General features: G+C 64.0%; 23 protein-coding genes and 4 pseudogenes. 14 read left to right on the top strand and 13 right to left on the bottom strand.

All coding sequences use genetic code 11. From position 1 onward, the window contains the following. The first annotated feature begins 78 nt into the window (after positions 1-78). Positions 79-591: a hypothetical protein gene (locus ACVWW3_RS15735; protein ID WP_456649415.1), complete on the top strand. Its 513-nt coding sequence runs from the start codon at positions 79-81 to the stop codon at positions 589-591. Positions 592-608: 17 nt separating this feature from the next. Here ACVWW3_RS15735 and ACVWW3_RS15730 read toward each other — a convergent pair whose 3' ends face one another. After that, positions 609-788 carry a hypothetical protein gene (locus ACVWW3_RS15730; RefSeq protein WP_456649416.1) on the bottom strand — a complete coding sequence of 60 codons (180 nt, stop codon included), beginning with the start codon at positions 786-788 and terminating at the stop codon, positions 609-611. Positions 789-902: 114 nt separating this feature from the next. Between ACVWW3_RS15730 and ACVWW3_RS15725 the strand changes: the two are divergent. Further along, positions 903-2896 (top strand): annotated as a pseudogene (locus ACVWW3_RS15725) (DEAD/DEAH box helicase). Positions 2897-2953: 57 nt separating this feature from the next. Here ACVWW3_RS15725 and ACVWW3_RS15720 read toward each other — a convergent pair. Together ACVWW3_RS15720 and ACVWW3_RS15715 are read right to left on the bottom strand one after the other, a co-directional pair. Continuing rightward, a pseudogene (locus ACVWW3_RS15720) lies at positions 2954-3460 on the bottom strand (GNAT family N-acetyltransferase). Positions 3461-3493: 33 nt separating this feature from the next. Continuing rightward, the gene (locus ACVWW3_RS15715; protein ID WP_456672016.1) at positions 3494-4171 is read right to left on the bottom strand and encodes a cupin domain-containing protein; all 678 of its coding nucleotides are present in this window, start codon (positions 4169-4171) and stop codon (positions 3494-3496) included. 500 nt (positions 4172-4671) lie between these two features. On the opposite strand from ACVWW3_RS15715, the gene ACVWW3_RS15710 reads away from it, so the two are divergent. Beyond that, complete coding sequence (locus ACVWW3_RS15710) at positions 4672-5163, top strand: phasin (protein WP_247443306.1); 492 nt, start codon at positions 4672-4674, stop codon at positions 5161-5163. Positions 5164-5441: 278 nt separating this feature from the next. On the opposite strand, the gene ACVWW3_RS15705 is transcribed toward ACVWW3_RS15710, so the two are convergent. After that, positions 5442-6233, bottom strand: coding sequence for a Crp/Fnr family transcriptional regulator (locus ACVWW3_RS15705; RefSeq protein ID WP_456649417.1), 792 nt, complete (start codon positions 6231-6233; stop codon positions 5442-5444). Between the two features lie 223 nt (positions 6234-6456). Continuing rightward, on the bottom strand, positions 6457-7011 hold the full coding sequence (locus ACVWW3_RS15700) for a PAS domain-containing protein (RefSeq protein ID WP_354046464.1): 555 nt from the start codon (positions 7009-7011) through the stop codon (positions 6457-6459). Between the two features lie 464 nt (positions 7012-7475). On the opposite strand from ACVWW3_RS15700, the gene ACVWW3_RS15695 reads away from it, so the two are divergent. Both ACVWW3_RS15695 and ACVWW3_RS15690 read left to right on the top strand, forming a co-directional pair. Then, on the top strand, positions 7476-8312 hold the full coding sequence (locus tag ACVWW3_RS15695; RefSeq protein ID WP_456649418.1) for a rhomboid family intramembrane serine protease: 837 nt from the start codon (positions 7476-7478) through the stop codon (positions 8310-8312). Positions 8313-8551: 239 nt separating this feature from the next. Further along, entirely contained in the window at positions 8552-8980 is a 429-nt protein-coding gene (locus ACVWW3_RS15690) for a CBS domain-containing protein (protein ID WP_247443311.1), read from the top strand. On the opposite strand, the gene ACVWW3_RS15685 is transcribed toward ACVWW3_RS15690, so the two are convergent. Beyond that, complete coding sequence (locus ACVWW3_RS15685) at positions 8981-10009, bottom strand: patatin-like phospholipase family protein (RefSeq protein ID WP_456649419.1); 1029 nt, start codon at positions 10007-10009, stop codon at positions 8981-8983. A 241-nt stretch (positions 10010-10250) separates the two neighbouring features. Here ACVWW3_RS15685 and ACVWW3_RS15680 point away from each other — a divergent pair, with 241 nt between their 5' ends. The 3 genes and pseudogenes from ACVWW3_RS15680 to ACVWW3_RS15670 form a co-directional block, all read left to right on the top strand. Continuing rightward, positions 10251-11324, top strand: a complete 1074-nt coding sequence (locus ACVWW3_RS15680; RefSeq protein WP_456649420.1) for a hypothetical protein — start codon at positions 10251-10253, stop codon at positions 11322-11324. A gap of 258 nt (positions 11325-11582) precedes the next feature. After that, on the top strand, positions 11583-11864 hold the full coding sequence (locus ACVWW3_RS15675) for a hypothetical protein (RefSeq protein WP_247353153.1): 282 nt from the start codon (positions 11583-11585) through the stop codon (positions 11862-11864). 108 nt (positions 11865-11972) lie between these two features. Next, positions 11973-12330 (top strand): annotated as a pseudogene (locus ACVWW3_RS15670) (hypothetical protein); the annotation flags it as partial. 862 nt (positions 12331-13192) lie between these two features. Here ACVWW3_RS15670 and ACVWW3_RS15665 read toward each other — a convergent pair. The 3 genes from ACVWW3_RS15665 to thrS form a co-directional block, all read right to left on the bottom strand. Next, positions 13193-14461, bottom strand: coding sequence for a serine hydrolase domain-containing protein (locus tag ACVWW3_RS15665; RefSeq protein ID WP_456649421.1), 1269 nt, complete (start codon positions 14459-14461; stop codon positions 13193-13195). Positions 14462-14524: 63 nt separating this feature from the next. Next, positions 14525-15088 (bottom strand): nitroreductase family protein, encoded by a 564-nt coding sequence (locus ACVWW3_RS15660; RefSeq protein ID WP_456649422.1) that lies wholly within the window; start codon positions 15086-15088, stop codon positions 14525-14527. A gap of 93 nt (positions 15089-15181) precedes the next feature. Continuing rightward, positions 15182-17281, bottom strand: coding sequence for a threonine--tRNA ligase (gene thrS, locus ACVWW3_RS15655; RefSeq protein WP_354046475.1), 2100 nt, complete (start codon positions 17279-17281; stop codon positions 15182-15184). Positions 17282-17467: 186 nt separating this feature from the next. Here thrS and ACVWW3_RS15650 point away from each other — a divergent pair, with 186 nt between their 5' ends. Next, a complete protein-coding gene (locus tag ACVWW3_RS15650) occupies positions 17468-18640 on the top strand; it encodes an MFS transporter (protein ID WP_456649423.1) in 1173 nt (390 codons plus the stop codon). 92 nt (positions 18641-18732) lie between these two features. Then, a complete protein-coding gene (locus tag ACVWW3_RS15645) occupies positions 18733-19125 on the top strand; it encodes a hypothetical protein (RefSeq protein WP_247353163.1) in 393 nt (130 codons plus the stop codon). A gap of 42 nt (positions 19126-19167) precedes the next feature. Here the strand turns inward: ACVWW3_RS15645 and ACVWW3_RS15640 are convergent, their stop codons facing one another. Further along, positions 19168-20490: an alpha/beta hydrolase gene (locus ACVWW3_RS15640; protein WP_456649822.1), complete on the bottom strand. Its 1323-nt coding sequence runs from the start codon at positions 20488-20490 to the stop codon at positions 19168-19170. Positions 20491-20819: 329 nt separating this feature from the next. On the opposite strand from ACVWW3_RS15640, the gene ACVWW3_RS15635 reads away from it, so the two are divergent. Both ACVWW3_RS15635 and ACVWW3_RS15630 read left to right on the top strand, forming a co-directional pair. Next, positions 20820-22187, top strand: a complete 1368-nt coding sequence (locus tag ACVWW3_RS15635) for an APC family permease (RefSeq protein WP_456649424.1) — start codon at positions 20820-20822, stop codon at positions 22185-22187. Between the two features lie 2 nt (positions 22188-22189). Beyond that, entirely contained in the window at positions 22190-23404 is a 1215-nt protein-coding gene (locus tag ACVWW3_RS15630; protein ID WP_456649425.1) for a hypothetical protein, read from the top strand. Here the strand turns inward: ACVWW3_RS15630 and ACVWW3_RS15625 are convergent, their stop codons facing one another. Next, positions 23405-23617 carry a hypothetical protein gene (locus ACVWW3_RS15625; RefSeq protein WP_247353168.1) on the bottom strand — a complete coding sequence of 71 codons (213 nt, stop codon included), beginning with the start codon at positions 23615-23617 and terminating at the stop codon, positions 23405-23407. Positions 23618-23696: 79 nt separating this feature from the next. Continuing rightward, positions 23697-24036: pseudogene (gene yidD, locus ACVWW3_RS15620) on the bottom strand (membrane protein insertion efficiency factor YidD). A 231-nt stretch (positions 24037-24267) separates the two neighbouring features. Between yidD and ACVWW3_RS15615 the strand changes: the two are divergent. Beyond that, positions 24268-25167: a hypothetical protein gene (locus tag ACVWW3_RS15615; protein ID WP_456649427.1), complete on the top strand. Its 900-nt coding sequence runs from the start codon at positions 24268-24270 to the stop codon at positions 25165-25167. Between the two features lie 49 nt (positions 25168-25216). Here the strand turns inward: ACVWW3_RS15615 and ACVWW3_RS15610 are convergent, their stop codons facing one another. Beyond that, the gene (locus tag ACVWW3_RS15610) at positions 25217-25672 is read right to left on the bottom strand and encodes an iron-sulfur cluster assembly scaffold protein (protein ID WP_247353174.1); all 456 of its coding nucleotides are present in this window, start codon (positions 25670-25672) and stop codon (positions 25217-25219) included. Between the two features lie 242 nt (positions 25673-25914). On the opposite strand from ACVWW3_RS15610, the gene folE reads away from it, so the two are divergent. Then, complete coding sequence (gene folE, locus ACVWW3_RS15605; RefSeq protein ID WP_247353176.1) at positions 25915-26604, top strand: GTP cyclohydrolase I FolE; 690 nt, start codon at positions 25915-25917, stop codon at positions 26602-26604. The last annotated feature ends 24 nt before the right edge of the window (positions 26605-26628 follow it).

Here is a 26628-nt window from a genome sequence, read left to right as displayed (position 1 = left end):
ATCGGAAATTCGCGAGTTATTCACGCCGAGGTGAAACTTAGGCCCTAGTTCCGGCTTTCAATTCGCGAGAGAGGTATCGTGAAGCGAATCCTGAAACCAGTCACTTACATCCTGGCCGCCATCTACTTCCTGGTGGATGCGGTCTTCATGGCCTTGGCGAGGCCAATCTCGCGCTGGATTGGGCGGCATTTCCAATTCAGGCGATTGCGCGCCGGGATCAGATCGCTGCCGCCTTATCCGTCGCTCGCCTTGTTTTCGGTGCCCGTGATCATTCTGGAGCCAATCAAGCCTGTGGCGGCCTATCTCGCCGCAACCGGTCAGTTCGTGTGCGCCGCGGCCACTCTCATCGTCGGCGAGTTGCTCAAGCTAGTGCTGGTCGAGCGCCTGTTCCATCTCACGCGCGACAAGCTGATGCGGATTCCGGCTTTCGCCTGGGGTTATGGGAAGTTCGCCGAGGTGAGGGCATGGCTGCACGCAACCGAGGCCTGGCGTGCCCTCCGCGCCTTGAGCCGCGCGGCGAAGGACACTGTTGCGCGGGCAAGAGTCAGGCTGGTCGGCGGCTTCGGCAGGCTGGTGACCTCCCGGGATTAGGGCCGGCGCGTCGCTCTCTATGCGAGCTTGCGCGCTGCGGTGGTGGCTTTGACGCAAAATTTCGCTATATGCAGAAAAACGGCCGGAAAACGCTGGATGTAGTGGGTGGCGCCAGCGGTAAGCTTATTCTCGATGCCGCCAAAGCCATGCGTCATAGGCATGGTGATTTGCCCGCGCTTGGCGTAAAGAGCGTGCAAATCAAATCACCACGCGTGCGGCTGGACCATTTGCCGCCTACGCAGCTTCAGGTCGCGCGGCTCAACGTTCCGCGCCTGGACCAACCAAGGTTTTATCCCGTGTCTTTTCCGACCATGAGTCCGCCGCTCGCCCGAGCTTTGGCCGAGCGCAACTACGACCGTCCGACCCCCGTTCAGCTCGCCGTGCTCACCGACGAGGCCACTGACCGCGACCTGCTGGTTTCGGCCCAGACCGGCTCCGGCAAGACGCTGGCCTATGGGCTGGCCATGGCCAAGGACCTGTTCAAGGATCTGCTTGATGGCGCCGAGCGGTTCGAGCGGGCGGGTGCACCGCTTGCCCTGATCGTGGCGCCGACCCGTGAGCTTGCCTTGCAGGTCCATCGCGAGCTGGCGTGGCTGTACGAGCATGCGAGCGGGCGCGTCGTCTCCTGCGTCGGCGGCATGGATCCGCGGCGCGAGCAGCGCGAGCTTGCGGCCGGCGCTCACATCGTCGTCGGTACGCCCGGCCGGCTATGCGATCATCTGCGGCGCAACCGTCTCGACATCTCCGAATTGAAGGTGGTCGTTCTCGACGAGGCCGACGAGATGCTCAATCTCGGCTTTCGCGAGGACATGGAGTTCATCCTCAAGACCACGCCGGACACGCGCCGCACCCTGATGTTCTCGGCCACGTTCCCGCGCGGCATCGTCGCGCTGGCGAAGCAGTATCAGCAGCAGGCCTTCCGGATCGAGGTCGCCGGCGACGAAGGCGGTCACGCCGATATCGAGTACCGCGCGATCCGAATCGCGCCCGGCGATGCCGAGCACGCGGTCGTCAACGTGTTGCGCTTCTACGAGGCGCCGAGCGCTCTGGTCTTCTGCAGCACGCGCGATCACGTCAGGCATTTGCAGGCGGCGCTGCTGGAGCGCGGCTTCTCGGTGGTCGCGCTGTCAGGTGAATTGACGCAGAACGAACGAACCACGGCGCTGCAGTCGCTGCGGGACGGACGTTCGCGCGTCTGTGTGGCGACCGACGTCGCCGCCCGCGGCATCGATCTGCCGAGCCTCGACCTTGTCATTCATGCCGACCTGCCCAACGACGCCGAAGTTATGCAGCATCGCTCGGGCCGTACCGGCCGCGCCGGTCGCAAGGGGACGAGTATCCTGCTGGTGCCGCCCGTGCGACGGCGGCGTGCGGAAATGCTGCTGAATGTGTCGGGGATCGACGCGGTCTGGGGGACGGCGCCGCAACCGGATGAGATCCGCAAGCTCGATCACGAGCGCATGAAGGACGTGTTGTTCACCGAGGAGACGACCGCCGACGATCTGGCGCTGGCGCAGGCGTTGCTGGCCGAGCGGTCGGCTGAGGAGATCGCCGCGTCGCTCGCACGGCTCTATCGCGCGCGGCTGCCGTCGCCCGAAGACATCATGGATCCGGGCGAGCGAAGCAGCCGGCCGCGCGACGATCGCGGTCGCAACGATGCCCGCGCACCGCGCGACGATGTCCGCACCTCGCGCGGCGATGATCGCCCTGCGGGGCCGCGCTCCAAGGGGAAATCCTCGCCGCGTCACGGCATGGGGGAGGCCACCGTCTGGTTCCGGGCCAACATCGGGCGACGCAAGAATGCGGAAGCGCGCTGGCTGTTGCCGATGATCTGCCGCCGCGGCGGCATAGACAAGAACGACATCGGCGCTATCAAGATCATGGACACCACGACCGAGTTCGAGATTTCCGAGCGGGTCGTGGAATCTTTCGCCGCCAAGATCAAGCGTCCGGACAAGGAAGACAATATCCGCATCGAGTCGATGGCGGATGCGCCGCAGCGGCAGGCGCCTTCGGAAGAGCGGCCCCACGCGCCTCGGCGCGAGAGCGGCGACAGCGACCATCGTGAACGTCGCGACGATCGCCCGCGCGAGCCGGGTGGGTTCAAGTCGCACGGCAAACCGCACGGCAAGCCATACGACAAGGCGCAGGGCGAGTGCGCGGACCGAAATTCGACGATGCTCCTTCCTTCGCAAAGAAAAAGAAGAAGAACAAGCCGGGCCACGCAGAGCCTTCGGTCACTTCGTGGCCTGGGAAGAGCGCACCCGGAAAGAAGCCGAAGACGAAAAAGAAGCATCGAGACTGACGGCCGCGTTCCGGCGTCGGCAAGAATGTTGCCGCGGGACTGCACCGTGAAGGGGCATTACGTCGCAGCGAGATCGCGGAGCATGTAGGTCGCGTTGTCGCCGTAGGACGCGAGCTTTGCACGCGGCTCCGCGTTCGCCGTGACGGCCCGAAAGCCGAGGCGTTCCCACAGCGGCCGCGTGGCGTAGACCGACACCAGCGCGAGCGTCGCGACCCCTGACGCGCGCGCGAGCTGCTCGATCGCAGCGACATAATCGCCCGCGACGCCGCCGCGAAAGCCTGGCAGCACCGCGACGTCATGCACATAGAGGCAGTCCGCATCGCCGGGCAGTTGTTCGAGGAAGCCGTCGAGCGGCGGAATCCGGTGTTGCTTCCAGGGATGGGCGAGTCCGTAGCCGGCGATCTCGTCCTCCGCGGCAAGCACGCGGCAACCATCGGGTTAGAGCCGCATCTTTTCCGCGAACACCTCGGGGCGTTCAGGCAGATCGGGGTGGATGCGCGCTGCGATCGCGCTGATCGCCGGCAGGTCGGACGCGCGCGCGGGACGCCAATGCGGCTTGCTCATGTCGATCCGTCGTTCCGTCTCAATCATCCCAATTTATTCCGATGCGACGAGGCACGCAGCGAAAAATATCTTTGCCGTCATCTCAGGAATACCACGGCTCGCGCGGCGTCCTACCCCTTGCAAGCCCATTGCATGACAGGAGATACCATGACGTCCTCGATCCGCCTCGCGCTCACGCTCGCAATATCGCTCGCGATGATTCCCACCGCATTCGCCGCGTCGCCGGCCGTGATGGATCGCTAGCGCGGGACCGGCCATTTCCGCTGGGCGGCGAGCTTGGCTCACGCAGCCCGGCGCCGGCACCAGTCCATAGCGCAGCATCGTCTCTTTCATCTTCGCGGGGTCGGGTGGCGCGCCTGCCGACAGGAGCGCGGCCATTTCCGTGAAATATTGCGTGCCCAGCACCCCGGGGCTCAGGATGCACAGGCATGTCGCCGGCCCGGTCGAGCGGTTGGTAAAGCCGTGCACGATGCCGCGCTTGATGAAGACGGATTCTCCGGGGCCGAGATCGTTCTGCTTGCCATCGATCGTCCAGGTCGAGACGCCGGACAGCCCGTAGATCGTTTCGTCCCAGCGGTCGTGATAATGCGGGATCGGCATCCGTGCATTCGGCTGCAACGTCATTTCGAAAATATCGACGCTGCCGCCAGTGTCATCCTTGCTCTGCAGGAAGCGGAGCTGAAGCGAGCCGAAATTAATGATGTCGGACATGGTCGTTTCGTCCAGGTGAGAGGCTGCATCGAGATCGCGGCGCTCGCTCACGTCGAAACGAGAACTACCGCAGCCCCCTGATACACCCATCAGCCCGCGTGTGACCGGCCAATTTATCGCACAGGGACCGTTGCAGGTCGACCTGCCGGTTGCGCAAGCGGCAGAACATTCCGGCTCAAACGGCTCCGGGATCGAGCCTCTTAATAGCTCGCCGGCGCTGATCTCAGGTTGGCGCATGCAACAGCAGCAACTTCAAAGATGCGGAATTTTGATTGCGCCGCAGCATCACACGAGTCGAACTAATTCAAATTGAGAGTCCGAAAGCGAACCGAAGCTTCGACCTTCGTCGGTCATAGTTGCCTCCGGCAGGGGGCAAGAGCTGCATATCCGCAGCAGCATCCCACCATCGTGAAAGTAGAGCACTGGTGTCCCGGTGCAGTACGCACCTGGGCGCGTCGGGGAGTCTTCAATCCATTATCTAGTTTCGCTTGAAAGGATGAATGCCCGTGAGTGATGCCAATGTGAAAGCCGAAACGAATGCCGCTCCGCTGAATGGGACGGCGAACGGAAATGCAAACTTCAAATTCGACATACCGTTTTTCAACATCCAGGCGATCTTCGGCGATCTCGCCGCGCCGACCGCCACGCGGGCCAAGGCAAATTTCGAGCAGATGAAGGCGACTTCCGAGGAGATCACCGAAGCTCTCCGCGATGCCTGTTCGACCAATGCCAGGCGTGCCGCCGACTACGGCACCAAGGTCATTGAAATATCCAACAACAATACCAGCTCCGCGCTGGAATTCCTCTCCCAGCTTGCAGACGCGAAGTCGTTTGCGGACCTCGTGAACCTCTCCACCGCTCACGGTCGCAAGACCTTTGAAGCGGCTTCCGCCCAGAATCGGGAGCTTTGGGATCTGGCCCAGAAGGTCGCGACCGAGGCGGCCGAGCCGATCAAGAACAGCTTCAACCGGGTTCTGCATAGGGCTGCTTGAATCGAAGCTACTGGCCACGTGGATCGGCTGGACGAGCGTCTTCGCGAGAAGAGACGCCGTCCAGCCGATGGCGGCCAGCCTTGCCGTGAGGTGATGCCAAGCTGGAGGGAAATCAGGATGGGTATGGTGATGATCAAGTGCCCGGAAACGGGGAGCGCAATTCCGACAGGCATCGAGATGGATGGCGAAAGGTTTCGCTGCAGTACTGTGTTCTTTTCGCGTACCTATTGCCGGATGTGCGCGGCGACGCACGAGTGGTTCGCCAGGGAGGCCTGGGTTTACGAGTCGGTCTTGGCGAATGGGAAGTCCGGAGGTAGGCAACCGTCCCGCGCCGGCGCGGCGTGAAGGAGCCTTAACGCATCCTGCGAAACGATCCGATCGATCCTGCGGCTCATCACCTTGTAGCACTCGCATGCGACGACCTCGAGCCGTTGCCTGTCGATCTCGAGTTGGCCGCGTCGATTGGATTTGATCGCCCTTGATGTTCGAAGTGCACTCACGACGTGCGTGACCGTGGTACGGCGGACGCCGAGCAATTCCGACAACGTCTCCTGGGTCAAGGGCAGGACATCACCGCCATCCGTCCGATCGTGAATGTGCAGCAGCCAGCGGGCGAGGCGCGCTTCGACCGAGTGCAGCGCATTGCAGGCCGCGACGTGCAGGAATTGCGTCATCAACGCCCTGGTGACAATCTGAACCGCGCTTGCGACGGCGGGACTGCGTTCGAGCATCGCGTGAAATCGCGCGGGCGAGATCTGCAGTGCGGTCCCGGCCACGCGGACAACCGCGGTCAGGGGGGATCGGACGGGCCCGAGCGCCGTCATGAGTCCGACGGCGCCGTCGTTGCCGATCACTGCGGTTGCGGCCGTTTGTCCGTTCGGCAACTCCATGATGAGGGCGATCGCGCCGCTGCAGGGGAAGTAGAGATGTTCGATGCGGTCGCCCGACCCGACCAGGACTGCATCGTGCTGGAGCGGTACTTTCCGCAAATGCGGTGCAAGCAAAGCGAAGTCGGCCGGCGGTAACGCAGCTAACAGGCGATTACCAACTCTGGTCGCGTGCTCCATCACGGGAATCGCCCCTCGACGGAGGCCCGGCGGCTAGCAAACGCATCGCCTCCGACCGAGCCGCGTTGCCGCGCAGACACCAGCGACGGCGAGCGGATAAACGCACTTCAACAGATAAGGTTCCAATCACGGATCGCGAGCCTGCGCGCCGGGGGGCCGGCGCGTCTGACTGCAATGAAGATCGGGCGGCTTGCAAACGCTGCGCGCCCTGAGACGAGGGTCACTCCTACCTCAGCCCCTCATAGACCATCAGGCCGCGTGCGATCTGCAGCTTGCGGATCGCGCGCGGCAAGAGCTTCTCCGGCTGGTGCAGATAACGCCAGGAGGTGAGGGTGAACGGGCCAAGCGCGCCGCATTCGTCGTCGAATGGCGCAAGCACGCCTGTCACGCTTACCGGCGTATGCGGGCGGGCGTTGAACGGGAGCAGCAACAGCTCGAGATGCGCCTTGCTGCCGTCCTCACGCGTGGCGGTGATACCGGCGATCGCGCCGAGGCTCTCGTCGGCGACAACGGTCGTGATCTCCTCGATCTCGCGGCGGCTGGCCTCGTTGAACAGCGCTGCAAAGCTCGCGTCCTTGAGGTCGCATCCTGCGAGCGCGCAGACGCGCGTGCCGGCGACGCGGAACGGAAAGCCGAGACTGGGCTCGCAGGACAGCACGAAGATGTCGCCGAGCAGGCCACGCACGGCAGCCGGATCGATATCGGCCCGGTCAGGGGCCCGCTCGGTGCCGCGCTTCTTGTCCCAATACGCGAAGAACTCGCGGTTCGACGGATGTTTCATGACTGAACGCTTATCCCGGGCGCAACCTCGCGGGACAATCCTGTCCCGCTTCAGTGCAGCCGCGATCCCTGTGTTGTTGTGCAGGAGGGGATTTGCACCGTCCATGCCGTGGAGGCGTTTTCGGCCTCCCTGGCGCTGCCTTTGCGTCGTTAACGTTAAATTAACTATGCGCTTTCCGTCCGCCGCCCCGCTGCTATGGTGACCGCAGTCGCAAGCCTCGCCGCTTTTCTCCAGGTTCTCGGCGAGGCCTGTACACAGGCGTCAAACAGTTTGGTCACCGGCCGCGGGGAGGGGTGGGGATACCCCTGTCTCTCTGGGTACCGGAAGTCCGACACGGACAGGCAGGGCTTTCCCAGGGCCCTGCCTTTTCCTTTTGTGCACTTGCGCAGGGCGGGCAAAGGCGACTATCTCCAAGGCCTGTCGTTAAGCCTGTCGCTCCGATCGCGCCTGAAAGCGAAGCTGCCTTGGATTCCCCGCAAGATCCCCCGCCGCAAGATCCTTCGTTGCATGATGCTTCGATGGACGTGCCGGCCGTCAATGAGGAGGCTCCGCGCGAGCCGATCCTGACGCTGCCCGTGGCGCTGACCGCCTACATCATTCTGCTGGCGGTGATCCATCTGCGCGTGCTGCTGCCGCCGGAACTGGAGAACTGGACCATCGACGTCTTCGGCTTCATCCCCAAGCGCTACGATTCCTCGCTGCTTAATTTGGAGATTCCGGGCGGCGCCGGCGCAAAAGTCTGGAGCTTCGTCACCTATTCGCTGCTGCACGCCAATCTCCCCCATCTCGGCTTCAATGTGCTGTGGCTGTTGCCGTTCGGGAGCGCGCTGGCGCGGCGCTTTGGCACCATCAGGTTCTTCCTGTTCCTCGCGGCGACGGCGGCGGCCGGCGCGCTCGCCCATCTCGTCACCCATGAGCACGCGGTGGCGCCGATGATCGGCGCTTCGGCTTCGGTGTCGGGCGCGATGGCGGCGGCGATCCGCTTCGCCTTCGTTCGCGGCAGCTTCCTGTCGTTCAGCCGATCGGATGCCGATACCGCCGCGAGAGTTCCGGCGCTGCCGCTATCGCGCGCGCTGCGCGACGGGCGGGTGCTCGGTTTCCTCGCGGTGTGGTTCGGCGTCAACATCGTCTTCGGTGTCGGCGCGATCGGCGTCGATAGCGAGACCACGAGCGTTGCCTGGCAGGCGCATATCGGCGGCTTCCTTGCCGGCCTGTTGCTGTTCACTCTGTTCGATCCCGTGCCGCGCGTGCGAAGCGATGCTGCGGATGCGTCATCACAGGACATTTCAGACCGTATTTGAAGCGGCGCTTGCGGCGCCGCCCGAATTCATCCATCATTCTCGTGAAGAATGTTCCGAAGCGACAAGCCCGTAGAGGCAATGCTTCGACAAGCGCCTGAGGGTGAAACCGGCGCCAAGCCTGTTTAGTTCAGGACTGTTAGTTCAAGACTGTTAGTTGAAGACTCCAAGTCTGTTGGTTGAAGGCTCGATGAACAAGTCCAACCGCGAAAAGCGGGCGGTTCGGATTCAGGGAGGCGACAATGACGGTACGTTCGATTCTCAACAACAAGGGCCACCAGGTCATGAGCGTCGAGCCGGACGCGAAGCTGGCGGCCGCGGTCAAGCTGCTCGGTGAGAAGAAGATCGGCGCGGTGCTGGTGATGAACCAGAGCCGGCTCGAAGGCATCCTGTCGGAGCGTGACATCGTGCGGGTGATCGGCGAGCGCGGCGCCGGCGCGCTCGAAGAGCCGGTTTCTCAGGTCATGACCCGCAAGGTCGTCACCTGCAAGGAGACCGACACGGTCGCCGAGCTCATGGAGGTGATGACCACCGGCAAGTTCCGGCATCTGCCCGTGATCGACAGCGGCAAGGTGGTGGGCCTGATCTCGATCGGCGACATCGTCAAGCGCCGGGTGCAGGAATACGAGTCCGAGCAGGAAGCCTTGCGCGATTACATCAAGACGGCCTGATCAGTCCTGCTGGTCGGCTTTGGGCGCGGTGCTCTCGGGCGTCGGCGCCAGCTCGTGGATTGCCTCTTGGATGGACTCCATCGCTCGCTCGGCGGCGCGGGTGCCCAGGGCGATGAGGTCCTCGGAGCGGTGGAAGTCGAACCAGCCGAAATGGCCGACCCGCGGTGTGATCAGCATATCGGGCGGATCGCCGGCGAGGCGGGCGCGGGTGATGCGGTCCTGCATGATGTTGAAGGCATCGACCATCACCGAAGAGAGGCCGGGCCGGGCGCTGCCGCCGCCGAAGAATTCGCGCTTCACCGTTTTTTCGGGCGAGAAGAATCTCGGGAAGCGCCGCTTTGACGTCGTCTCTTCGGCCGCAGGAACGACCGGTTCAGGCATCGCGCCGTGCGAATAGACCGTCGTCGAATAGGTGAAGATGTCGCTGGAAAGATTTGCAGCGATGACGATTTCGGCGCCGAGCGCGCGGGCGGCCGAGACCGGCACCGGGTTCACCAATGCGCCGTCGACCAGCCAGCGATCCCCGATCAGGACCGGAGAGAAGATGCCGGGCAGCGCATAGGAGGCACGCATCGCGTCGACCACGCGGCCGCGCGTCAGCCAGATTTCGTGGCCGGTGCGGACCTCGGTCGCGACGCTCGCGAATTTGATCGGAAGGTCTTCGATCAGGGTCTGGCCGACCGCCTCCTCAAGTCGCGTTGCAAGCTTCTCGCCGCCGATCAGGCCGGAGCCGTTGAGGCGGATGTCGAGATAGCCGAGGATGTTGCGCATACCTTGCAGACTGCGCCCCCACTCCTCCAGCGTATCGAGCCGGCCGGCCGCATGGAGGCCGCCGACCACCGCGCCGATCGAGGTACCGACCACCACGTCAGGCACGATGCCATTGGCCAAGAGGGTCCTCAGGATCCCGATATGGGCGAAGCCGCGCGCGGCGCCGCCGCCGAGGGCTAGGCCAATGACCGGCCGGCGGATGCTGCCGAGGCCGACCTTCTCGCCGTTCGAACCCCGACCCTTCAATATATCCAGCACCGAAACTCTCCTACGCCTGGACCCGCCATCAGATTAGGCACCGCACTCGCGCTCCGCCAGAACCGGGCCGGAGCATGGTTTATGCCGGTTTGGGAAGGACACGGGGCAGGAGTATGGCGACGGGCGGTTGCGTGTGGGGTAATCGCGCGGGCGTCAACCGGGTTCCAAAACCGGATTGGGCCGTATTTCTTGGGGTTTCGGAGGCTTGAATTTGCCGCGTTTTCGGTGAAAAGCAGGTGGCATGACTCTCGGGGGTGACGGCATCATCGGATGGCGGCGCGGCGCATCGCTGCTGCCGATGGTGATCCTTGCTGCCTGCCTCTATACCCTCGGCCAAAACGCTGCGCAGGCGCAGCTTTTCTCTGATCGTCCGCCGCCGGTGCCGCCCGCTTCGGTGCCGGACCCCGGCGGCGCCGTCAGCCTGGCGCCGCCCTCCGGCCCGGGTGCCGGACCTCCGAGCCTGCCGCCGACCCTCATGCAGCCGACCACGCCCAGCATGCCGCCGCCTGCGGTCACGACCGTGCCGTCCGCCGCGCCGCTCAACGCGGCCGTGCCCGGACAGGGCGTACTGTCGCTGACCGCGAAATACGGCAAGGACACCCCGCCGATCACCAGCGGCCTGGTCTGGCGCGTGTTTGCCGATCGTCCCGACGAGAACGGCACCTTCAAGCTGATCCGCGAGGACCGCAACGCCACGCCCAACATCGTGCTGCCGCCCGGCAATTACGTCGTGCACGTTGCCTTTGGCCTCGTCAGCGCGGTGCGCACAGTCAGCCTGAAGGCCGAGACCGACCGCGAATCATTCGTGCTGCCGGCCGGCGGCTTGCGCATCGAGGGCCGGGTCGGCACCAGCCGCATTCCGCAGAACCAGATATCGTTCGCGATCTACAAGGGAAGCCAGTTCGAGTCCGGCGAGCGCGCCTCCCTGGTGCCGAACGTCGCCGCCGGCGACGTCGTGCTGCTGCCGGAAGGCACCTACTACATCATCTCGAACTACGGCGACGCCAATTCGGTGGTGCGCTCGGACATCCGCGTCCAGGCAAGCAAGCTCACCGACGTCACCATCACCCACCGCGCCGCCGTCATCACGCTCAAGCTGGTCAGCGACAGAGGGGGCGAGGCGCTCGCCAACACCGCCTGGTCGGTGCTGACCCCGGGCGGCGACGTCATCAAGGAATCGATCGGCGCCTTCCCGCGCGTGGTGCTCTCCGAAGGCGAATACCGCGCCATCGCCAAGAACGAGGGCAAGGTCTACGAGCGCGGCTTCAACGTCGTCAACGGCGTCGACGGCGAAGTGGAAGTCGTCGCGCGCTAACGCTTAAGCGGTGATCCCGCATGCGGCTGACGCGGTCCTTCGTGCGCTTGGCGAACGCTTCTCATTCAGCGCACGAATGTCCCATATCTTAGTACCGCCAGTCGCGTCGCGCGTGCGGGAAGCAGATGGTTTTCGCTACGCGCCGATCAACACCGGCACCATCCGCTTATTCCGGAAGCGTCTCGACTTCCTCACAGCCGGTGCAAGATACCTATTTCCGACAATCAATTTTATTCGCTTTCCATCCTGCTGCGTTATATGTCGGGCATCCCTCTAACGGGGGAGGCCGGAGCAGCCTCGTGCGTCTGCGAGACCGGCAAGGAGCAGGGGACCAAGCTCGTCGGCATGTTCGAAGTGATCCTCACCAGGCGAAAGCGGTTTGGCTGGCGGTGGCGGGTGTGCGACCACGCCGGCAAGATATTTGCCGATGGCTTCGAGCGCTCCCGGCCGTCCGCCAAATATCATGGCGAGCGCGCATTGTTCTTCCTGTTGTCGCAGGCCCATCTGCGCAACCGCTCCGCGGCCCCCAGCGAGGACTAGCGGCAGGCACAGCTCCGGAGCCCGGATTGCGCTTCGCTCCCTCCGGGCTCCGAAACGTCTCCGCGAGCGCCGTCAGATGTCGACGACGAGCTTGCCCTGCGCCGCGTGATCGCGGATCAGCGCATAGGCATTGCCGACGTTCTCCAGTGTGAAGTGCCGGGTATTGCGCTCGAACAGTCGCTCGGACAGACGCTGTTCCAGCGCACGACGGATGGTTTCGTGCTGACCGACGAGGGCACAGCCGTGCTGCGCCATGCCGAGCGGATTGAAGAGGAGGCGGTCGCTTTGGAGCGGCGTGCGTCCGGCGCGGAGACGCAGCTCGACAGCTTGCTGCGCCTGTAGTCGTCGGACTGGTTCGGGACGGTGATGCTCTCGCCGGTGAATAGCCGCCTTCGGCAAACGCCATCCCAAGGTAATTGTCGAGCTTCTGACCGATGCGCGCCTCTACAGCCTGCCGCGCCGCGAGGTCGCTTCGCTCATCCCGGGCTACGCGAGACCTTGCGGTGCCTGTCGGGCAACACACACAAATTGTCGGTCAACGGGCAGGCGTAAAAATATTCGCCTTTACAGAATTCGGAATTATCGTATCTTCCGCTCACTCCGGCCCAAGGAAGAGGGCGTATCGCGATCGTCACGAACGCGGGCCGGACGGCGGTGGACGTGGATCACATCGGCGCAGATGGTTTCGCAGGGCGGAGAGCCGTGAGCGAAGGCGTCGCGCGCACGACCGGTGTGATCGGCGTACGGCCAAATCGTGTCGTCCTGGCGCCCGGGGTCTGTGCGCCAAGTCTTGCGGTGATGTGTGCAGTCCGACCGGGCCGCGCGCATCAGCCATCCGCACGGCGACGGGGGCAATAGTGCATCGCTCCCCGGGGAGAACAACGGCATAAGCCGTTCCAACCATTGCGCAGGGAAGGCCGGGATGCTCCGGTTGCCCTGTTTCCCGCTGTGCAATGTAGCGCAATCTGCCCTTGGCATAGCGGATCAATAGGAGCCAGCCGGCTCCCGGTCTTCCCTGCACCCTCTTTCAATTGAGGGTGAAGCGACGAAGCAAAGCTCGGGCGAAACACGCCGCGAGGATGCAAGCCCATGTCAGTTATTCAACAACGATCCCGTGCCCCGGACGCAGCGCAGCGCCTCTTGGCGGTGCGCTGCAGAGCCGGGGCCTATGCAACAGCGAACAGCGTGGCTTCCTGGATCCCGGCTCTGCGGCGCGTCACTGCGTGCCGCACCGCGTCCGGGACACGCGAAAGACGAGCGTTGTCGTCACAGTTCGTCATTGCGGCGCCGAGATCGCAAAGCTGCTCGCCGATTTCGGCCAGCGTGCTTCACGGGCGGCGTAACTCGGACGGATAACAGTCATAGACCAGCGCCTTGAAGGCAGGCGTGATGCGGCTGCGCTCGTTCTGGGTTTGCTGCATCAGGAGGTAGACCATGTCGAGCTTGGGATCGACCCCGAAATAGGTGCCGCTGCCACTGTCCCATTTCAACTCGCCGAGCGAGCCCGGCGGCGGCGGTTTGGCGTTGCCGGGATCGGTCCGCACCGCAAGGCCATAGCCATAACCGAAGCCGTCGCCCGGAAAATAGAAATAATCGCGTCCAACGCCGGAGCCGGGTCCGACGTGATCCGTGGTCATGGCTTTGAAAGCCGCGGGGCTCAGATAGCGCTTGCCCTCGAACTCGCCGCCGTTGAGCAGCATCTGCGAGAAACGCTGATAGTCGGTGATGGTCGAGAGCAGCCCGCCGCCGCCGGATTGCCATTCGGGATGGTCGAGGCGGTCGCGCTCGGCGGCAAGCAGGATGAAGTCATTGGGCAGCGGCCGCGCCATTCGAGCAAGCTCGTCCGCGCTCGCCAGCGCGAATTTGGTGCTGCTCATGCCGAGCGGCTCGAGGATGCGCTGCTTGAGGAATTCGTACAGCGTCTGGCCCGAGATGATCTCGATGACGCTGCCGAGCACGTCGGTGGAATGACCGTAGCGCCACAGCGTTCCCGGCTGCCGCGCCAGCGGCAGCTTTGCGATGCGTTGGGCGAATTCCCTGTTGTTGAATTGACCTTCGAAGATGTCGGCAGCCTTGTAGGCCTGCTCGACCCATTTGCCGCCGATATAATCGTAGCTGATGCCCGAGGTGTGCCGCAGCAGATCCTCGATGTTGACGGGACGGACCGGGGCCACGAGATCCAGATGCAACGTGCCGTCGGGATTGGTGACCTCCAGTCCCACCTTGGTGTCGGCAAAGAGGGGAATGTATTTCGACACGGGGTCGGTGAGCGCAAGCTTGCCCTTGTCGATCAGCATCATCGCGCCGAGGCACGTGACCGGCTTGGTCATCGAATGGATGGCGAAGATCGTATCGGGCGTCATCGCGAGGCCCGTTCTGGTGTCGCGCACGCCAAAATTCTTCAGATAGACCGGCTTGCCGTGCTGCTGGACCAGGACCACGGCGCCCGGCAGCCGGCCGCTCGTCACCTCGTTGTCAAAATACTTTGTGATGCGGTCGAGCCCGTCGGACGACGGAGCGGCGATATCGGCGGCGCGGCTCCGCGCCATCGTGCCGACCAGCAGCGCGGCTCCGACCAGAAATTCACGACGCTTCATCCGGGCTTCCTCCCTCGCCGGGATCAAAGCCGCAAGACGTCGAAGGCGTCAACACGCCTTCGATTAAAATCGCGTCACGATTTCAGAAAGGACCGGTCGCGGACGGTCATCGCTCGGCTTGGTCGGGGTGCCGATATGGACGAATCCGGCGAGCTTCTCGTCCGGCTTGAGGCCGAGGCCATCCAGCACGTCGCGATCGAACGAGAACCAGCCGGTCAGCCAGCAGGCGCCGTAGCCGAGCGCGGTCGCGGCCGTGACGATGTTCATGACGCTGGCGCCGGCCGACAATTCCTGCTCGAAGGCCGGCACCTTCGGATGCGGCTTGGTGAAGCTGACGATGCCGATCACCAGCGGCGCATCCGTGAGGCGTTTGCGCTCGGTCTCGACATCGGCGGCAGGCGCGCCAGGATTCTTTTGGGCAAACACCTTTGCGATCACCTCGCCGGCGCGCCGACGCGCATCGCCCTCGAAAATGATGAAGCGCCAGGGCGCAAGCTTGCCATGGTCGGGCACGCGCGAACCGATGGTGAGGATGGTCTCGAGCTCGGCCGGGGAGGGCCCGGGTCCGGACATCTCGCGCGGCTTGACCGAGCGGCGGGTCTTCAGGAGTTCGATGGCGTCAGGCACTGCAATATCCTCTTCGGCTGGTCGTCGGGCGTGCCATGCCGAGATAAGCATGCACGCCCGCAACCGAAAGCGGGTTTAGATCGATTTCAGGAATCAGGCCGCGCCACGCGCCCGCTTCACATCCGGCGGGGTCGCCTCGTCGACGAGGGCGGCGAGCGCCTCCACCGTCGTGGTCACGTTCTGGCCGTCGCTGCCGAGCCGCCGGATCGAGACCGACTGTGTCTCGGCCTCTTTCTTGCCGACCACGAGCAGTGCCGGAATCTTGGCCAGCGAATGCTCGCGGACCTTGTAGTTGATCTTTTCGTTGCGCAGGTCGATCTCGGCCCGAAGTCCCGCACGCCGGACCTGCTCCAGAACCTGCTTGGCGTATTCGTCGGCCTCCGACGTGATGGTGGTGACCACCACCTGCACCGGCGACAGCCAAAGCGGGAAGTTGCCGGCATAGTGCTCGATCAGGATGCCGATGAAGCGCTCCATCGAACCGCAGATCGCGCGGTGCACCATCACCGGCGGCTTCTTGCCGCTGTCGTGGTCGATGTAGAACGCACCGAACCGTTCCGGCAGGTTGAAGTCGACCTGCGTGGTGCCGCATTGCCAGTCGCGGCCGATAGCGTCGCGCAGCACATATTCGAACTTCGGCCCGTAGAAGGCGCCTTCGCCCGGATTGATCTCGGTCTTGATGTGATTGTTCTGCGTCTGGATCTCGCGCAGCACGGTGGCCATCACGCGCTCGGCGTGATCCCACATCGCGTCGGTGCCGACGCGTTTCTCCGGCCGGGTCGACAGCTTCACCGTGAGATCGCCGGTGAAGCCGAAATCGGCGTAGGTCGACAGGATCAGCTCGTTGATCTTCAGGCACTCGTCGGCGAGCTGATCCTCCATGCAGAAGATATGCGCGTCGTCCTGGGTGAAGCCGCGCACGCGCATCAAGCCGTGCATGGCGCCGGACGGCTCATAGCGGTGCACCACGCCGAACTCGGCGAGCCGCAGCGGCAAATCGCGGTAGCTCTTCAAGCCATGCTTGAAGATCTGCACGTGGCCTGGGCAGTTCATTGGCTTCAGCGCAAACCAGCGCTTGTCTTCGGCTTCGTCGCCGGCCGACTGCGCCGCGAACATGTTCTCGCGATACCAGCCCCAATGGCCGGAGGTCTCCCACAGCGATTTGTCGAGGATCTGCGGCGCGTTGACCTCGCTGTAGTCGCCGCTCAGGCGTCGGCGCATATAGGCGATCAGCTGCTGGAAGATGGTCCAGCCCTTGGCGTGCCAGAACACCACGCCCGGACCTTCCTCCTGGAAATGGAAGAGGTCGAGCTCGCGCCCGAGCTTGCGATGGTCGCGCTTTTCGGCTTCCTCGATCTGCTTCAGATAAGCGTCGAGGTCCTCCTGCTTGGCGAACGCCGTGCCGTAGATGCGGGTCAGCATCGGGTTGTTGCTGTCGCCGCGCCAATAGGCGCCGGCCACCTTCATCAGCTTGAAGGCGTTGCCGACCTTGCCGGTCGAGGTCATGTGCGGGCCGCGGCAGAGATCGAACCAGTCGCCCTGATAGTAGATCTTGATCGGCTCGTTGCCGGGAATGGCGTCGACCAGCTCGACCTTGAACGCCTCGCCCTTGTCGCGGAACACCTGTTTGGTTTTTTCGCGATCCCAAACCTCTTTCGTAAATGGCTTGTCGCGCGCGATGAGCTCGCGCATCTTTTTCTCGATTGCGGCAAAGTCTTCCGGCGTGAACGGCTCGTTGCGGAAGAAATCGTAATAGAAGCCGTTCTCGATCACGGGACCGATGGTGACCTGCGTGCCCGGCCACAGCGTCTGCACGGCTTCGGCGAGCACGTGGGCGCAGTCGTGGCGGATCAACTCGAGCGCGCGCGGATCGTCGCGGTTGATCAGCTCGAGCTTGGCATCGGCTTCAATGGGATCGTCGAGGTCGGAGACCACGCCGTCGAGCGCCATCGCGACCGTGCGCTTGGCCAGCGACGGCGAAATGCCCTTGGCGATCTCGAGGCCGGTGATGCTCTTGGCATATTCACGCCGGGCGCCGTCCGGGAAGGTGAGAGTGATTTTTTCCGGTGGGGTCACGGGTCTCAAATTGCTGAGGCTGTATTGGAAGCCGGATTCGGATTTGGCTTGTTCGGCCTTGGTCTGTTCGGCCTTGGCTTGTTCGGACCTGGATTGGTCCTTGGGCTGGTCGGTCATTGCATGTCTCCTGAGGCTCACTCCTGCGAACGAGCGCAGGTAAGCGGGAACGAGCGATATATCAGGCGATTCGGCCTGCGCAATCCGGCATTTCCAAGAAACTGGCGCGCAAAAGCCGGGGCGCCGCACGAACTATTCCGGGCGACGCCCTTTAACCGGTCGCAGGTCTGCTCTACATGCATCTGCATGGAAAATGCACGCGCCGGCCGTTTCGCGCCTACTGCCCTGATGCTCGGCAATCTCGTCACCGGCTGCTCGGTATTGGCACCGGCGGGCATGCTGCCGGAATTGGCGGCGGGGCTCGACGTCAGCATCCACGCGGCCGCGCTCCTGATCACCTTCGGCGCCATCATCCTGTGCATCGGATCGCCGCTGACGGCCTGGCTCACCAGCCGGATCGAGCGCCGGACGCTGCTCACCACGACGCTGGCGGTGCTCGCCTTTGGCAATCTCGCATCGGCATTTGCGCCCGACTACACGAGCCTCCTTGTCACCCGCCTGGCGATGCTCGCGGTCGGCGCGCTCTACACGCCGCAGGCCGCCGGCACGGCGGCACTGATCGTGCCGGTGGAGCGTCGCGGCAGCACGATCGCCTACATCTTTCTCGGCTGGTCACTCGCTGCCGCCGTCGGCCTGCCGCTGATCACCTTCATCGCCAGCCGCTATGGCTGGCGCGCGGCCTATGGCGGGATCGGCGCGCTCGGCTGCATCAGCTTCCTGCTGTTGCTGATCCGGCTGCCGGCGGGCTTGAAGGGCACGCCGGTGGACCTGAAGACCTGGAGCGCCGTCGGCCGCGACAGGACGATCCTGCTGCTGCTTGCGATCACGATGCTGCAGATGGCCGGGCAGTTCGTGGTGTTCACCTTCATGGGCCCGCTGCTCAAGAAGCTGACCGGCGCCGGGCCCGATGCGATCGGCATGGTGTTCGCTCTCTATGGCGTCTGCGGCTTCCTCGGCGTTGTCATCGCGACCCGCATCGTCGACACCTCGGGACCCTATCGCACCTCGCTGCTGTTCACCTGCCTGCTGCTTGCGGGGATCACGGGCTGGGCGCTCAGTGCCGGCACGCTCGCATTGATGGCGGGTGCGGTCGCGATCTGGGGCCTCGGCTTTGCCTCGACCAATTCGATGCAGCAGGTGCGGCTGGTCTCGGCCGCACCGTCGCTGGCATCGGCGACCGTCGCACTCAACACCTCCGTCCTCTATATCGGCCAGGCTGTCGGCTCTGCCGTCGGCGGACTGCTGTTTGCCCGCGAGCTCCTGCATACGCTCGGCTTCGTCGCGGTCGGTTTCGTCGTGCTGGCGCTGATCCTGGTGGTCCTGACCCGGCCCCGGCCGGCAACCGCCGCCCCGGCCTGAACGGAAGCGTTTTCGTGTGCGCAAGGCGCTTGGCAAACCGCGCGCAGGAGCGGTAGAAGGCGAGGCATGGGGACCAAAGAGAGTTGACTGAAATGAGGATGATTCTGGCGGTTGCCGCGGTGCTCTATTCGGCCTCCGCGTTTGCGCAAGCCGACAAGCCACCACCGATGGTCGGGGACAAGCCGTTGGTGCAGGTCAAGCCCAAGGGGCCCAAGGCCGGGATCCAAGAGGCGGCTGCCAAGCCCGCCGCGGCGCCGAAGGGCAAGCCACAATCGATCGCGGCGCGGCTCCAGGCCTGCCTCGACCTCGATGACGGCACCAAGGACCGGCTCAATTGCTACGACGCGGTGATCGCGCCGACGCCGAAGCCGAAGCCGCCGAAGGCCAAGGGCTACGCCGATTGCCGATTCTTCAAGGAAGAGGACGAGCGGCTGGCCTGCTTCAACGGATTTGCCGAGAGCATTCCGAAGCTGCCCAAAACCTGAGGCCAATGGCTAAGGTCTGCAAGCCGGACGGTTAGTCGCTGATCAGCGACTCGACGGGGATGGATTGGTGGAGGCCACGCGCGTCAGTGCGAGTGATGGCGTCGCTGACATTTTCACCAGCACGTCCTTGAGCGGGTCCCGCGTCCAGGCACGGGTCACATAGTCGCGATGGGTGATGCCGTCACCGGTTTCGACGAACACCACGCTGCCGGGACGCAACGGTCCGTCCATGTCTTCGGAGACGCTGATGCCTTTCTGCCGCAGCGTGCTCATCAGCTCGCGGTCGCGCCGCGCGGTGTAGCGGGTGTAGGAGCTGACGAAGAAGCCGGAGCGGTGGCTCTCGATCCATGAGGCGAACTTGTCCATTTCGCCGTAGACGGCGTCGAGCAGCACGACGCCGCGGACGCGGTCGCTGATGCCGCCGACCTCGAGACTCCAGGCCGTCGGCAGGAAGCCGCCGCTGTAGCCGACGATCACGATCGGCATATTGGCGAAGGCGCGCGCGCTGTTGGGATCGCCGGTGAGCCGGGCCAGATGGTTCGCAGACTCCTCCAGGAAGCGCTTGAGGCCGCCCGCCTGCCAGAACTTGCCGGCGCTGGAATCGGCGGCGTCCACCGCCATTTGCGGAGCAAGCAGGATGGCGTTGGCGCCGGAATCGGTGACCTGCTGCGGCACCAGCTGCCGGTCGCGCACGTCACGCTCGAGCGTTGCGCCGTTGCCGTGGAAGAACACCACGATCACGCCTGGCTTACGCACGTCGAAATGTTCGGGCACGTGCATCAGCACGCGGTTGTCGCTGTAGGTCTCGTCCTGCCAGAACACGCGCCCGGAATAGCTGCGGTGGCCGCGACGGTCGCCCTTGGCGATGTTGAGGAACGGCGAGTCGGAGGCGGGGTTGTTGCCGAAATAGGGGAATGCCGACGACTTCATGCTGACGAGCGTCGTCAGGTCCTCGCGCACCGGACGCTGGTAGGGGGCCTGCGGCGCGAGCGAAGCGATCCTGTAGGGCGCCTGCTCCGGCTGTGGCTGCTGCACGGCGCGCTTGGGCGAGAAGTCCGACATCTGCCGTTGCAGAAAACCCTCGCTTGCGGACGGGAAGCGCTCCGTGAACTGCGGGGCCGGGAAGCGATCCTCGAACGTGTCGCTGCTTGCGACCTGCTGATTTGTCTTCGCAACGATCTGGACGTTGGCCTGCGAGTTCGCCGCGAGCGCCGCCGGATTGGGCGCCTTGCCGCATTGAACCAATGTGAGCGACAGCGGCACCAAGGCCGGGATCAGAGCGATCCGGAGCGCACGACCGCGCGCACCGGACGTCGTCCGGTCGGCACGAATGTCAGCTCTCAGTTTCGGAACGGCCCCGACCATCCACCCATGACCCCAAGTCATGACCACAAGTCCATCGGCAATCATTAAGACAACTGAACCGATGGGCGTTTAGGCGACGTTAAGTGTCCGGAGAAACTTCCCCACATCCGGAACGGCCAAAAGGACCACGTAATCGTGTCGCGATTGTGGGGAAAGGAGACGGGACGTCCCGGTGTTTGCGCAGGTTTATTGGCCAAGACCGCGCAGCAAGGGTGCCGGAGTACCGATTTAGCCCGCCTCATTTAACCCTTGTTAACCCTGCTTGAATTGACTGGCTCGAACTGCACGATGCTTCCCACGAGGCATGACGCCTGAGGTTGAGGACCCCGATGACGGCATCAGATGCGGGTACCGCCGCCTGGACTGGCCGGCTGACCGGAAGCGGATCGGGGGTCTCCGTTCTGGTCGCAACCGCCATCGTCGTTGCCGACATGATCGGGGTCGGCGTCTTCACCAGCCTCGGCTTTCAGGTCAAGGACATCCCCTCGGGCTTCTCGATCCTCTTGCTGTGGACCATCGGCGGCATTGTCGCGCTGTGCGGGGTGTTCGCCTACAGCGAACTCGGCGCGATGTTTCCGCGCTCCAGCGGCGAATACAATTTCCTCGGCCGCACCTATCACCCCGCCTTCGGCTTTCTCGCGGGCTGGGTGTCGGCGACGGTTGGCTTTGCAGCGCCCGTCGCGCTCGCCGCAATGGCGTTCGGCGAATACGCCAAATCGGTCGTGCCCGGTGTGCCGCCGATCCCGCTTGCCATCGCCGTGGTGTGGCTGGTCTCGCTCGTGCAACTGACCGGCGTCAGGCACTCCTCGACCTTCCAGTTGATCTCGACCATCCTGAAGGTCGTACTGATCGTGGCCTTCCTGGTTGCCGGCTTCATCATTGGCACCCCGCAGCCAATCGCCTTCACCCCGCAGGTTGGTGACCTCGCACACATCGTCAGCGCCCCCTTCGCGATCGGGCTTGTGTTCGTGATGTACTCGTTTTCGGGCTGGAATGCCGCGACCTACATCATCGGCGAAATGAACATGCCGCAGCGGGACCTGCCGCGTGCACTGCTCGCGGGCACGCTGATCGTGCTCGTGCTGTACGTCGCGCTGAATGCGGTGTTTCTCTATTCTACGCCGGTCGGCGCGCTCGCGGGTCAGCTCGACGTCGCCAGCGTTGCCGGCAGCGCGATCTTCGGCAACCTTGGCGGCCGGATCGTCGGCGCGATGATCTGCTTCGGCCTGATCTCCTCGATCAGTGCGATGATGTGGATCGGCCCGCGCGTGATGATGACGATGGGCGAGGACATTCCGGCGCTGCGTGTGTTCTCCCGCAAGTCGACGAGCGGCGCGCCGGCCTATGCCATCCTGTTTCAGCTCGCCGTCGCCAATCTGCTGCTGTTCACGCGCAGTTTCGAGGCGGTGCTCGACTTCATCCAGTTCGCGCTGCTGTTCTGCTCGTTCTTCACGGTCGCCGGCGTCATCAAGCTGCGCATCACCGATCCCGATTTGTCGCGGCCCTATCGGGCCTGGGGATACCCGTTCACACCGCTCGTTTTCCTGCTCGTGACCGCGTTCATGATGTACTACCTTTTGACCGAGCGGCCCCTGCAGTCGCTGTCGGGAATGCTCGTCATGCTCTCGGGCCTGTTGATTTATGCTGTTTTCCGCAGGCGGCCGGTCGCCGCTGGCACGTCATCACATCGCGAATAGACATGTTTCGACCCATGAGAATTGCGGCCGTCGCTCTCGCCTTGCTGGCTGCGGCCGTTTCGTCCGCGCGTGCCGCCGACGTCACTTTCGACGATGCCGCGCGCTTCCTTGCGGGCATGCAGCCTTCGGCGGATTCGCCGCTGGTGCCGCTCACGAAGGACCCGGGCTGGCAGCGCCACGCAAAGTTCTTCGACGGCGCCTTCGCGCAGCTCGAGCAGCGTCAGCTCGCGAAGATCCGCAACTGGTCCGATGTCAATCTGGCGGCACCCAGGCCGACCATGTTCTATTTGTTCAGCGGCCCCGACTTCCTCTACGCCAACGCCTTTTATTCGAAGGCCAGCACCTACGTGCTCGGCGCGCTGGAGCCGGTCGGTGCGGTGCCCGACCTGACGCGGCTGCCGCGCGGTTCGGTGGGCGCCGCGCTCTACAATGTCGAGCGATCGCTCGGCTCGATCCTGAATTTCTCCTTCTTCATCACCAAGCAAATGAAGGTCGACCTGCACACCAACCAGGTCAACGGCACCTTGCCGATCCTCTATGTCTTCCTGGTCCGCTCCGGCAAGACCATCCGCAATGTCGAGATGGTCGCGCTCGACGACAAGGGCGGGATGCATGTCGGCAACGACAATCCAGGACCGAACGCGACGCGCGGCGCCCGCATCACCTTCGTCGGCAGCGACGGCGAAGCGCGCACCCTGTATTATTTTTCGACCGATCTCTCCAATTCAGGTGCACGCGCGGCGGGCTTCCTGAGGTTCTGCGAGACGCTCGGCCCCGGCAACAGCCTGATCAAGAGCGCGTCCTATCTCTTGCACTCCGGCAATTTCACCGTCGCGCGCGACTGGCTGCTTGCCAACAGCGCGACCATCATCCAGGACGATTCCGGCATTCCGCTTTCCAGCTACAACGCGCGGCAATGGCGGTTCTTCCCGTTCGGCCGCTACCTCGGGCCGATCAGCGAATTTCCCGGTCGCTATCAGGAGCGCTACGCCAACCTGTTCACGCGCGCCCAGCCGATCGATTTCGGCGTCGGCTATCGCTGGCGCATGCATGAATCGAACTTGCTGCTGTCGGTGAGGGTACCGGGAAGCGACACAGTGCCGGATGCGGAGACGACCTCATCCGCAGAGCCATCGGCGAAACCGCCGCGTCCGAAGCGGCCACGTCCGCCGGAGCCGATCCCACCACCGCCCGGACGCTTTTTCTGGTCCCGCTGATTACCAGTGAACGCTCTGGCTCGGCACGATGAACGCCGTCGTGCTGGGCGGCGTTGCAATACTCGTCGCCAAGTACCAGCCGGAGCCGACGACGAGCACCAGCAGGGCGACGATGGCGATCATGTCGAGGGTTCTGGGGTCGTGGCCTCTCGAACCACCCCGGGAACCAAGCCCAAGGCTGAAGCGAGAATGAGGGCTGATTTTCCAGCGCATTGTTGTTTCCTCCCGTGGGAGCATCACATCAACGCGAACGGAGCATTCCGGTTCCACTCAAGGCAGCGCTCCATCCTGCTTAGGGGGCGTTGACGCCGCGCCAGCGGGCGTAACGCCAACGGCAAATACCAGCGCGCGTTTTGTGGTGCGCTAAGGGGCACGTTGTCGATGCCCGAGGTACCGAACGGGTTGCAGCGGAGCAGGCGAGCGAGCGTCATCCAGCCGCCAGCCCAGAGCCCGAACCGTTCGATCGCCTCGTCGCCATAGATGGAGCAGGTCGGCAGGTGCCGGCAATTGTAGCCAACCAACGGCGAGAGCGTGTGGCGATACAGCCAGATCAGAGCGCGGCCGAATCTGCGCGGTAGCCGGAACGCGCCCGCGACGGGAGTGGAACAGTGCTCGCAGGTTGAATGCTTCATGGGCGCTTTGCCGCGATTGTGAGCGAGGTTATGCGCGGTTCCGACGCAGGGAACTGTAAGCTGTTGTTTGTACGCCACATTTTACGTGCTTTTTGGGAGCAGTGCAGCAAGTACCGGTGGACGATCTGTATTCCCCCGGATACCATTTTTGTGACGTTCATGTGAGACTCATTGGAACGTCGGAGCAGGGCTTACCTGAATCGCTTTAGGAGCCTTGGGGAAGGGATCGGTTTGAAATTTCTGAGGGCGCTCAATCTTCGCGGCTGGTTGCTGGTGGGAGCCGCTGCCTGTGGGGTCATGCTCGCTGGCGCCGTCGCCACATTCGGGTCGTCGGCGCGAGCCGGTGTTGCCCTCGAAGAGCGCAAGCTGCCAATGAAGTTTGGCTGGATCGCCTGCGAGCCGAATTGCCGCGGATGGGTCAGCGCGACCGGCATCATCACCGCTGATACGCCCAGGGATTTCGAGGAATTTTCTCGCGGACGCCAGCTCGGCGGCGCCACTGTGGTGCTCGATTCCAGCGGCGGTTCCGTCAACGACGCGATCACGCTCGGCCGGCGCTTCCGCAATCTCGGACTTTTGACCACGGTCGGCATCAGCGTTCAGAACCGCGGCGGCCAGTCGGCCCGTCCGGCGGTCGCGCCTGAGGCCTATTGCGAATCCATGTGCGTGTTCCTGCTGCTGGCCGGCAAGAAGCGCTACGTGCCGGACGCGGCCCATGTCCGGGTCCACCAGATCTGGATGGGCGATCGCGCCGACGATGCCAGGGCGGCGAGCTACAGCGCGCAGGACCTGATGATCGTGGAGCGCGACATCGGTCGGCTCGCCAAATACACATTCGACATGGGCGGTGCCGGCGATCTGCTGTCGCTCGCGCTCAGCGTCCCGCCGTGGGAAGATTTGCACGAGCTCGACGCGGGCGAGCTCAAGCTCACCAATCTTGTGACCACTGATCTCGTGGCCGACGTGCTGCCGCATGTGGACATCTCAGCGCCGGCAATGGCGGAGCTTGCACCGAAAACGCAGGCGAGGTTCGGCGCGGAACCGGAGCAGCCTGCCAAGTCGACCAAGACGGCGGAAGCCCTGGTGCCGACGGGCGGCGTAGCCAAGCCGGGCACGGCGTCGCAGAAGTAGCCTCGAATGTCCGATTTCGTTTCCGGGGTCTCTGGCTACGAGCCCGGAGTCAGCCTTGCACTGGAGCCGGCTGCTTGGCCTTGGCCTCGACCTGACCGATGGCATCGACCACCGCATCGAAGGTCAGGAGCGTCGAGGCGTGGCGCGCCTTGTAGTCGCGGACCGGCTCAAGGAATTTGATCTCTTCCCATTTGCCTTCAGGAGGCGCGCCGTTCTCCTTCAGCATCTTGCGAACAGTTTCGCGTAACTCACGGAGTTCGCTCGCAGTCGATCCGACGATCTGACTTGCCATGATGGATGAAGAGGCCTGGCCCAGCGCGCAGGCCTTCACGTCATGGGCGAAGTCGGTGACCTTGTCGCCCTCCATCTTGAGGTCGATTTTCACGGTCGAGCCGCACAGCTTGGAGTGGGCGGTCGCGGTGGCATCGGGATCCGACAACCGCCCGAGTCGCGGAATATTCCCGGCTAGTTCGATGATCCGCTTGTTATAGATGTCGTTCAGCATGTGATGGAGTCCAGCACTTCCTCACCCGATCGGCCTTGGCGGGCGGCGTCCATGGTCCTATATAGTGCTGGAACTGGCGGAAAAACAGCCCAGCGGTGCGCTGGCGGTCTTTCAGATCTGCGCTGCCAGCGTGATGACCCAAGGGCTTTTTTCGTCAAAACTGTTCTCTACAGGCGTCCGGCGGCTTCGCCGCCCCGTCTGCCGGTGACACTCCGGCCGCAAGGCCGTCGAACGGAGTAGACATGGACGCTACAATCAAATCCATCCGCCCCAGCAAGCCCTCCGATCGGCAGCCCGAGAGCCGCCCGGCAGAGCTTGATCCTTCCGAATTCCTCGCGGCTGCCGTCCGCGCCGACCAGCCGCGCCCGGCGCGCGCCGAGGCCGAGCAGGCGGTGAAGACGCTGCTCGCTTATATTGGCGAGAACACCAACCGCGAGGGCTTGCTCGACACGCCGCGCCGCGTGGTCGAGGCCTTCGACGAACTCTACCAGGGCTACCACCAATGCCCGGCCGAGGTGCTCGATCGGACCTTCGGCGAGACCGCCGGTTATGACGATTTCGTGCTGGTGCGCGACATCGAGTTCACCTCGCAGTGCGAGCACCACATGATGCCGTTCTACGGCAAGGCGCACATCGCCTACACGCCGGTGGAACGCGTGGTCGGCCTGTCGAAGCTTGCGCGCCTTACCGACATCTTCGCCCGCCGGCTCCAGACCCAGGAGCACATGACCGCGCAGATCGCTGCGGCGATCGACGAGGTCCTCAAGCCGCGCGGCGTTGCCGTGCTGATCGAGGCTGAGCATACCTGCATGTCGGTGCGCGGCGTCGCCAAGCATGGCGCCTCCACCTTCACCAGCCGCTTCACCGGCATGTTCCGCGACAATCCGGCGGAGCAGGCTCGTTTCCTGTCCCTGGTGCGAGGCACGCGCTGACCTCGCGAATTGACCGGCGAGGGC

The organism is Bradyrhizobium sp. LM2.9, from assembly GCF_054056555.1.
This window is presented reverse-complemented; position numbering and strand designations above follow the sequence as displayed.

Excerpts from the sequence above, each read along its gene's own strand:
- ACVWW3_RS15710 (WP_247443306.1), top strand. The coding sequence starts at position 4,672 with ATGCCCGTGAGTGATGCCAATGTGAAAGCCGAAACGAATGCCGCTCCG.
- ACVWW3_RS15665 (WP_456649421.1), bottom strand. The coding sequence starts at position 14,461 with ATGAAGCGTCGTGAATTTCTGGTCGGAGCCGCGCTGCTGGTCGGCACG.
- thrS (WP_354046475.1), bottom strand. The coding sequence starts at position 17,281 with ATGACCGACCAGCCCAAGGACCAATCCAGGTCCGAACAAGCCAAGGCC.
- ACVWW3_RS15610 (WP_247353174.1), bottom strand. The coding sequence starts at position 25,672 with ATGCTGAACGACATCTATAACAAGCGGATCATCGAACTAGCCGGGAAT.
- ACVWW3_RS15650 (WP_456649423.1), top strand. The coding sequence starts at position 17,468 with ATGGAAAATGCACGCGCCGGCCGTTTCGCGCCTACTGCCCTGATGCTC.
- ACVWW3_RS15630 (WP_456649425.1), top strand. The coding sequence starts at position 22,190 with ATGTTTCGACCCATGAGAATTGCGGCCGTCGCTCTCGCCTTGCTGGCT.
- ACVWW3_RS15700 (WP_354046464.1), bottom strand. The coding sequence starts at position 7,011 with ATGAAACATCCGTCGAACCGCGAGTTCTTCGCGTATTGGGACAAGAAG.
- ACVWW3_RS15640 (WP_456649822.1), bottom strand. The coding sequence starts at position 20,490 with ATGGTCGGGGCCGTTCCGAAACTGAGAGCTGACATTCGTGCCGACCGG.
- ACVWW3_RS15675 (WP_247353153.1), top strand. The coding sequence starts at position 11,583 with ATGTCGGGCATCCCTCTAACGGGGGAGGCCGGAGCAGCCTCGTGCGTC.
- ACVWW3_RS15690 (WP_247443311.1), top strand. The coding sequence starts at position 8,552 with ATGACGGTACGTTCGATTCTCAACAACAAGGGCCACCAGGTCATGAGC.
- ACVWW3_RS15680 (WP_456649420.1), top strand. The coding sequence starts at position 10,251 with ATGACTCTCGGGGGTGACGGCATCATCGGATGGCGGCGCGGCGCATCG.
- ACVWW3_RS15715 (WP_456672016.1), bottom strand. The coding sequence starts at position 4,171 with ATGTCCGACATCATTAATTTCGGCTCGCTTCAGCTCCGCTTCCTGCAG.
- ACVWW3_RS15625 (WP_247353168.1), bottom strand. The coding sequence starts at position 23,617 with ATGCGCTGGAAAATCAGCCCTCATTCTCGCTTCAGCCTTGGGCTTGGT.
- ACVWW3_RS15635 (WP_456649424.1), top strand. The coding sequence starts at position 20,820 with ATGACGGCATCAGATGCGGGTACCGCCGCCTGGACTGGCCGGCTGACC.
- ACVWW3_RS15645 (WP_247353163.1), top strand. The coding sequence starts at position 18,733 with ATGAGGATGATTCTGGCGGTTGCCGCGGTGCTCTATTCGGCCTCCGCG.
- folE (WP_247353176.1), top strand. The coding sequence starts at position 25,915 with ATGGACGCTACAATCAAATCCATCCGCCCCAGCAAGCCCTCCGATCGG.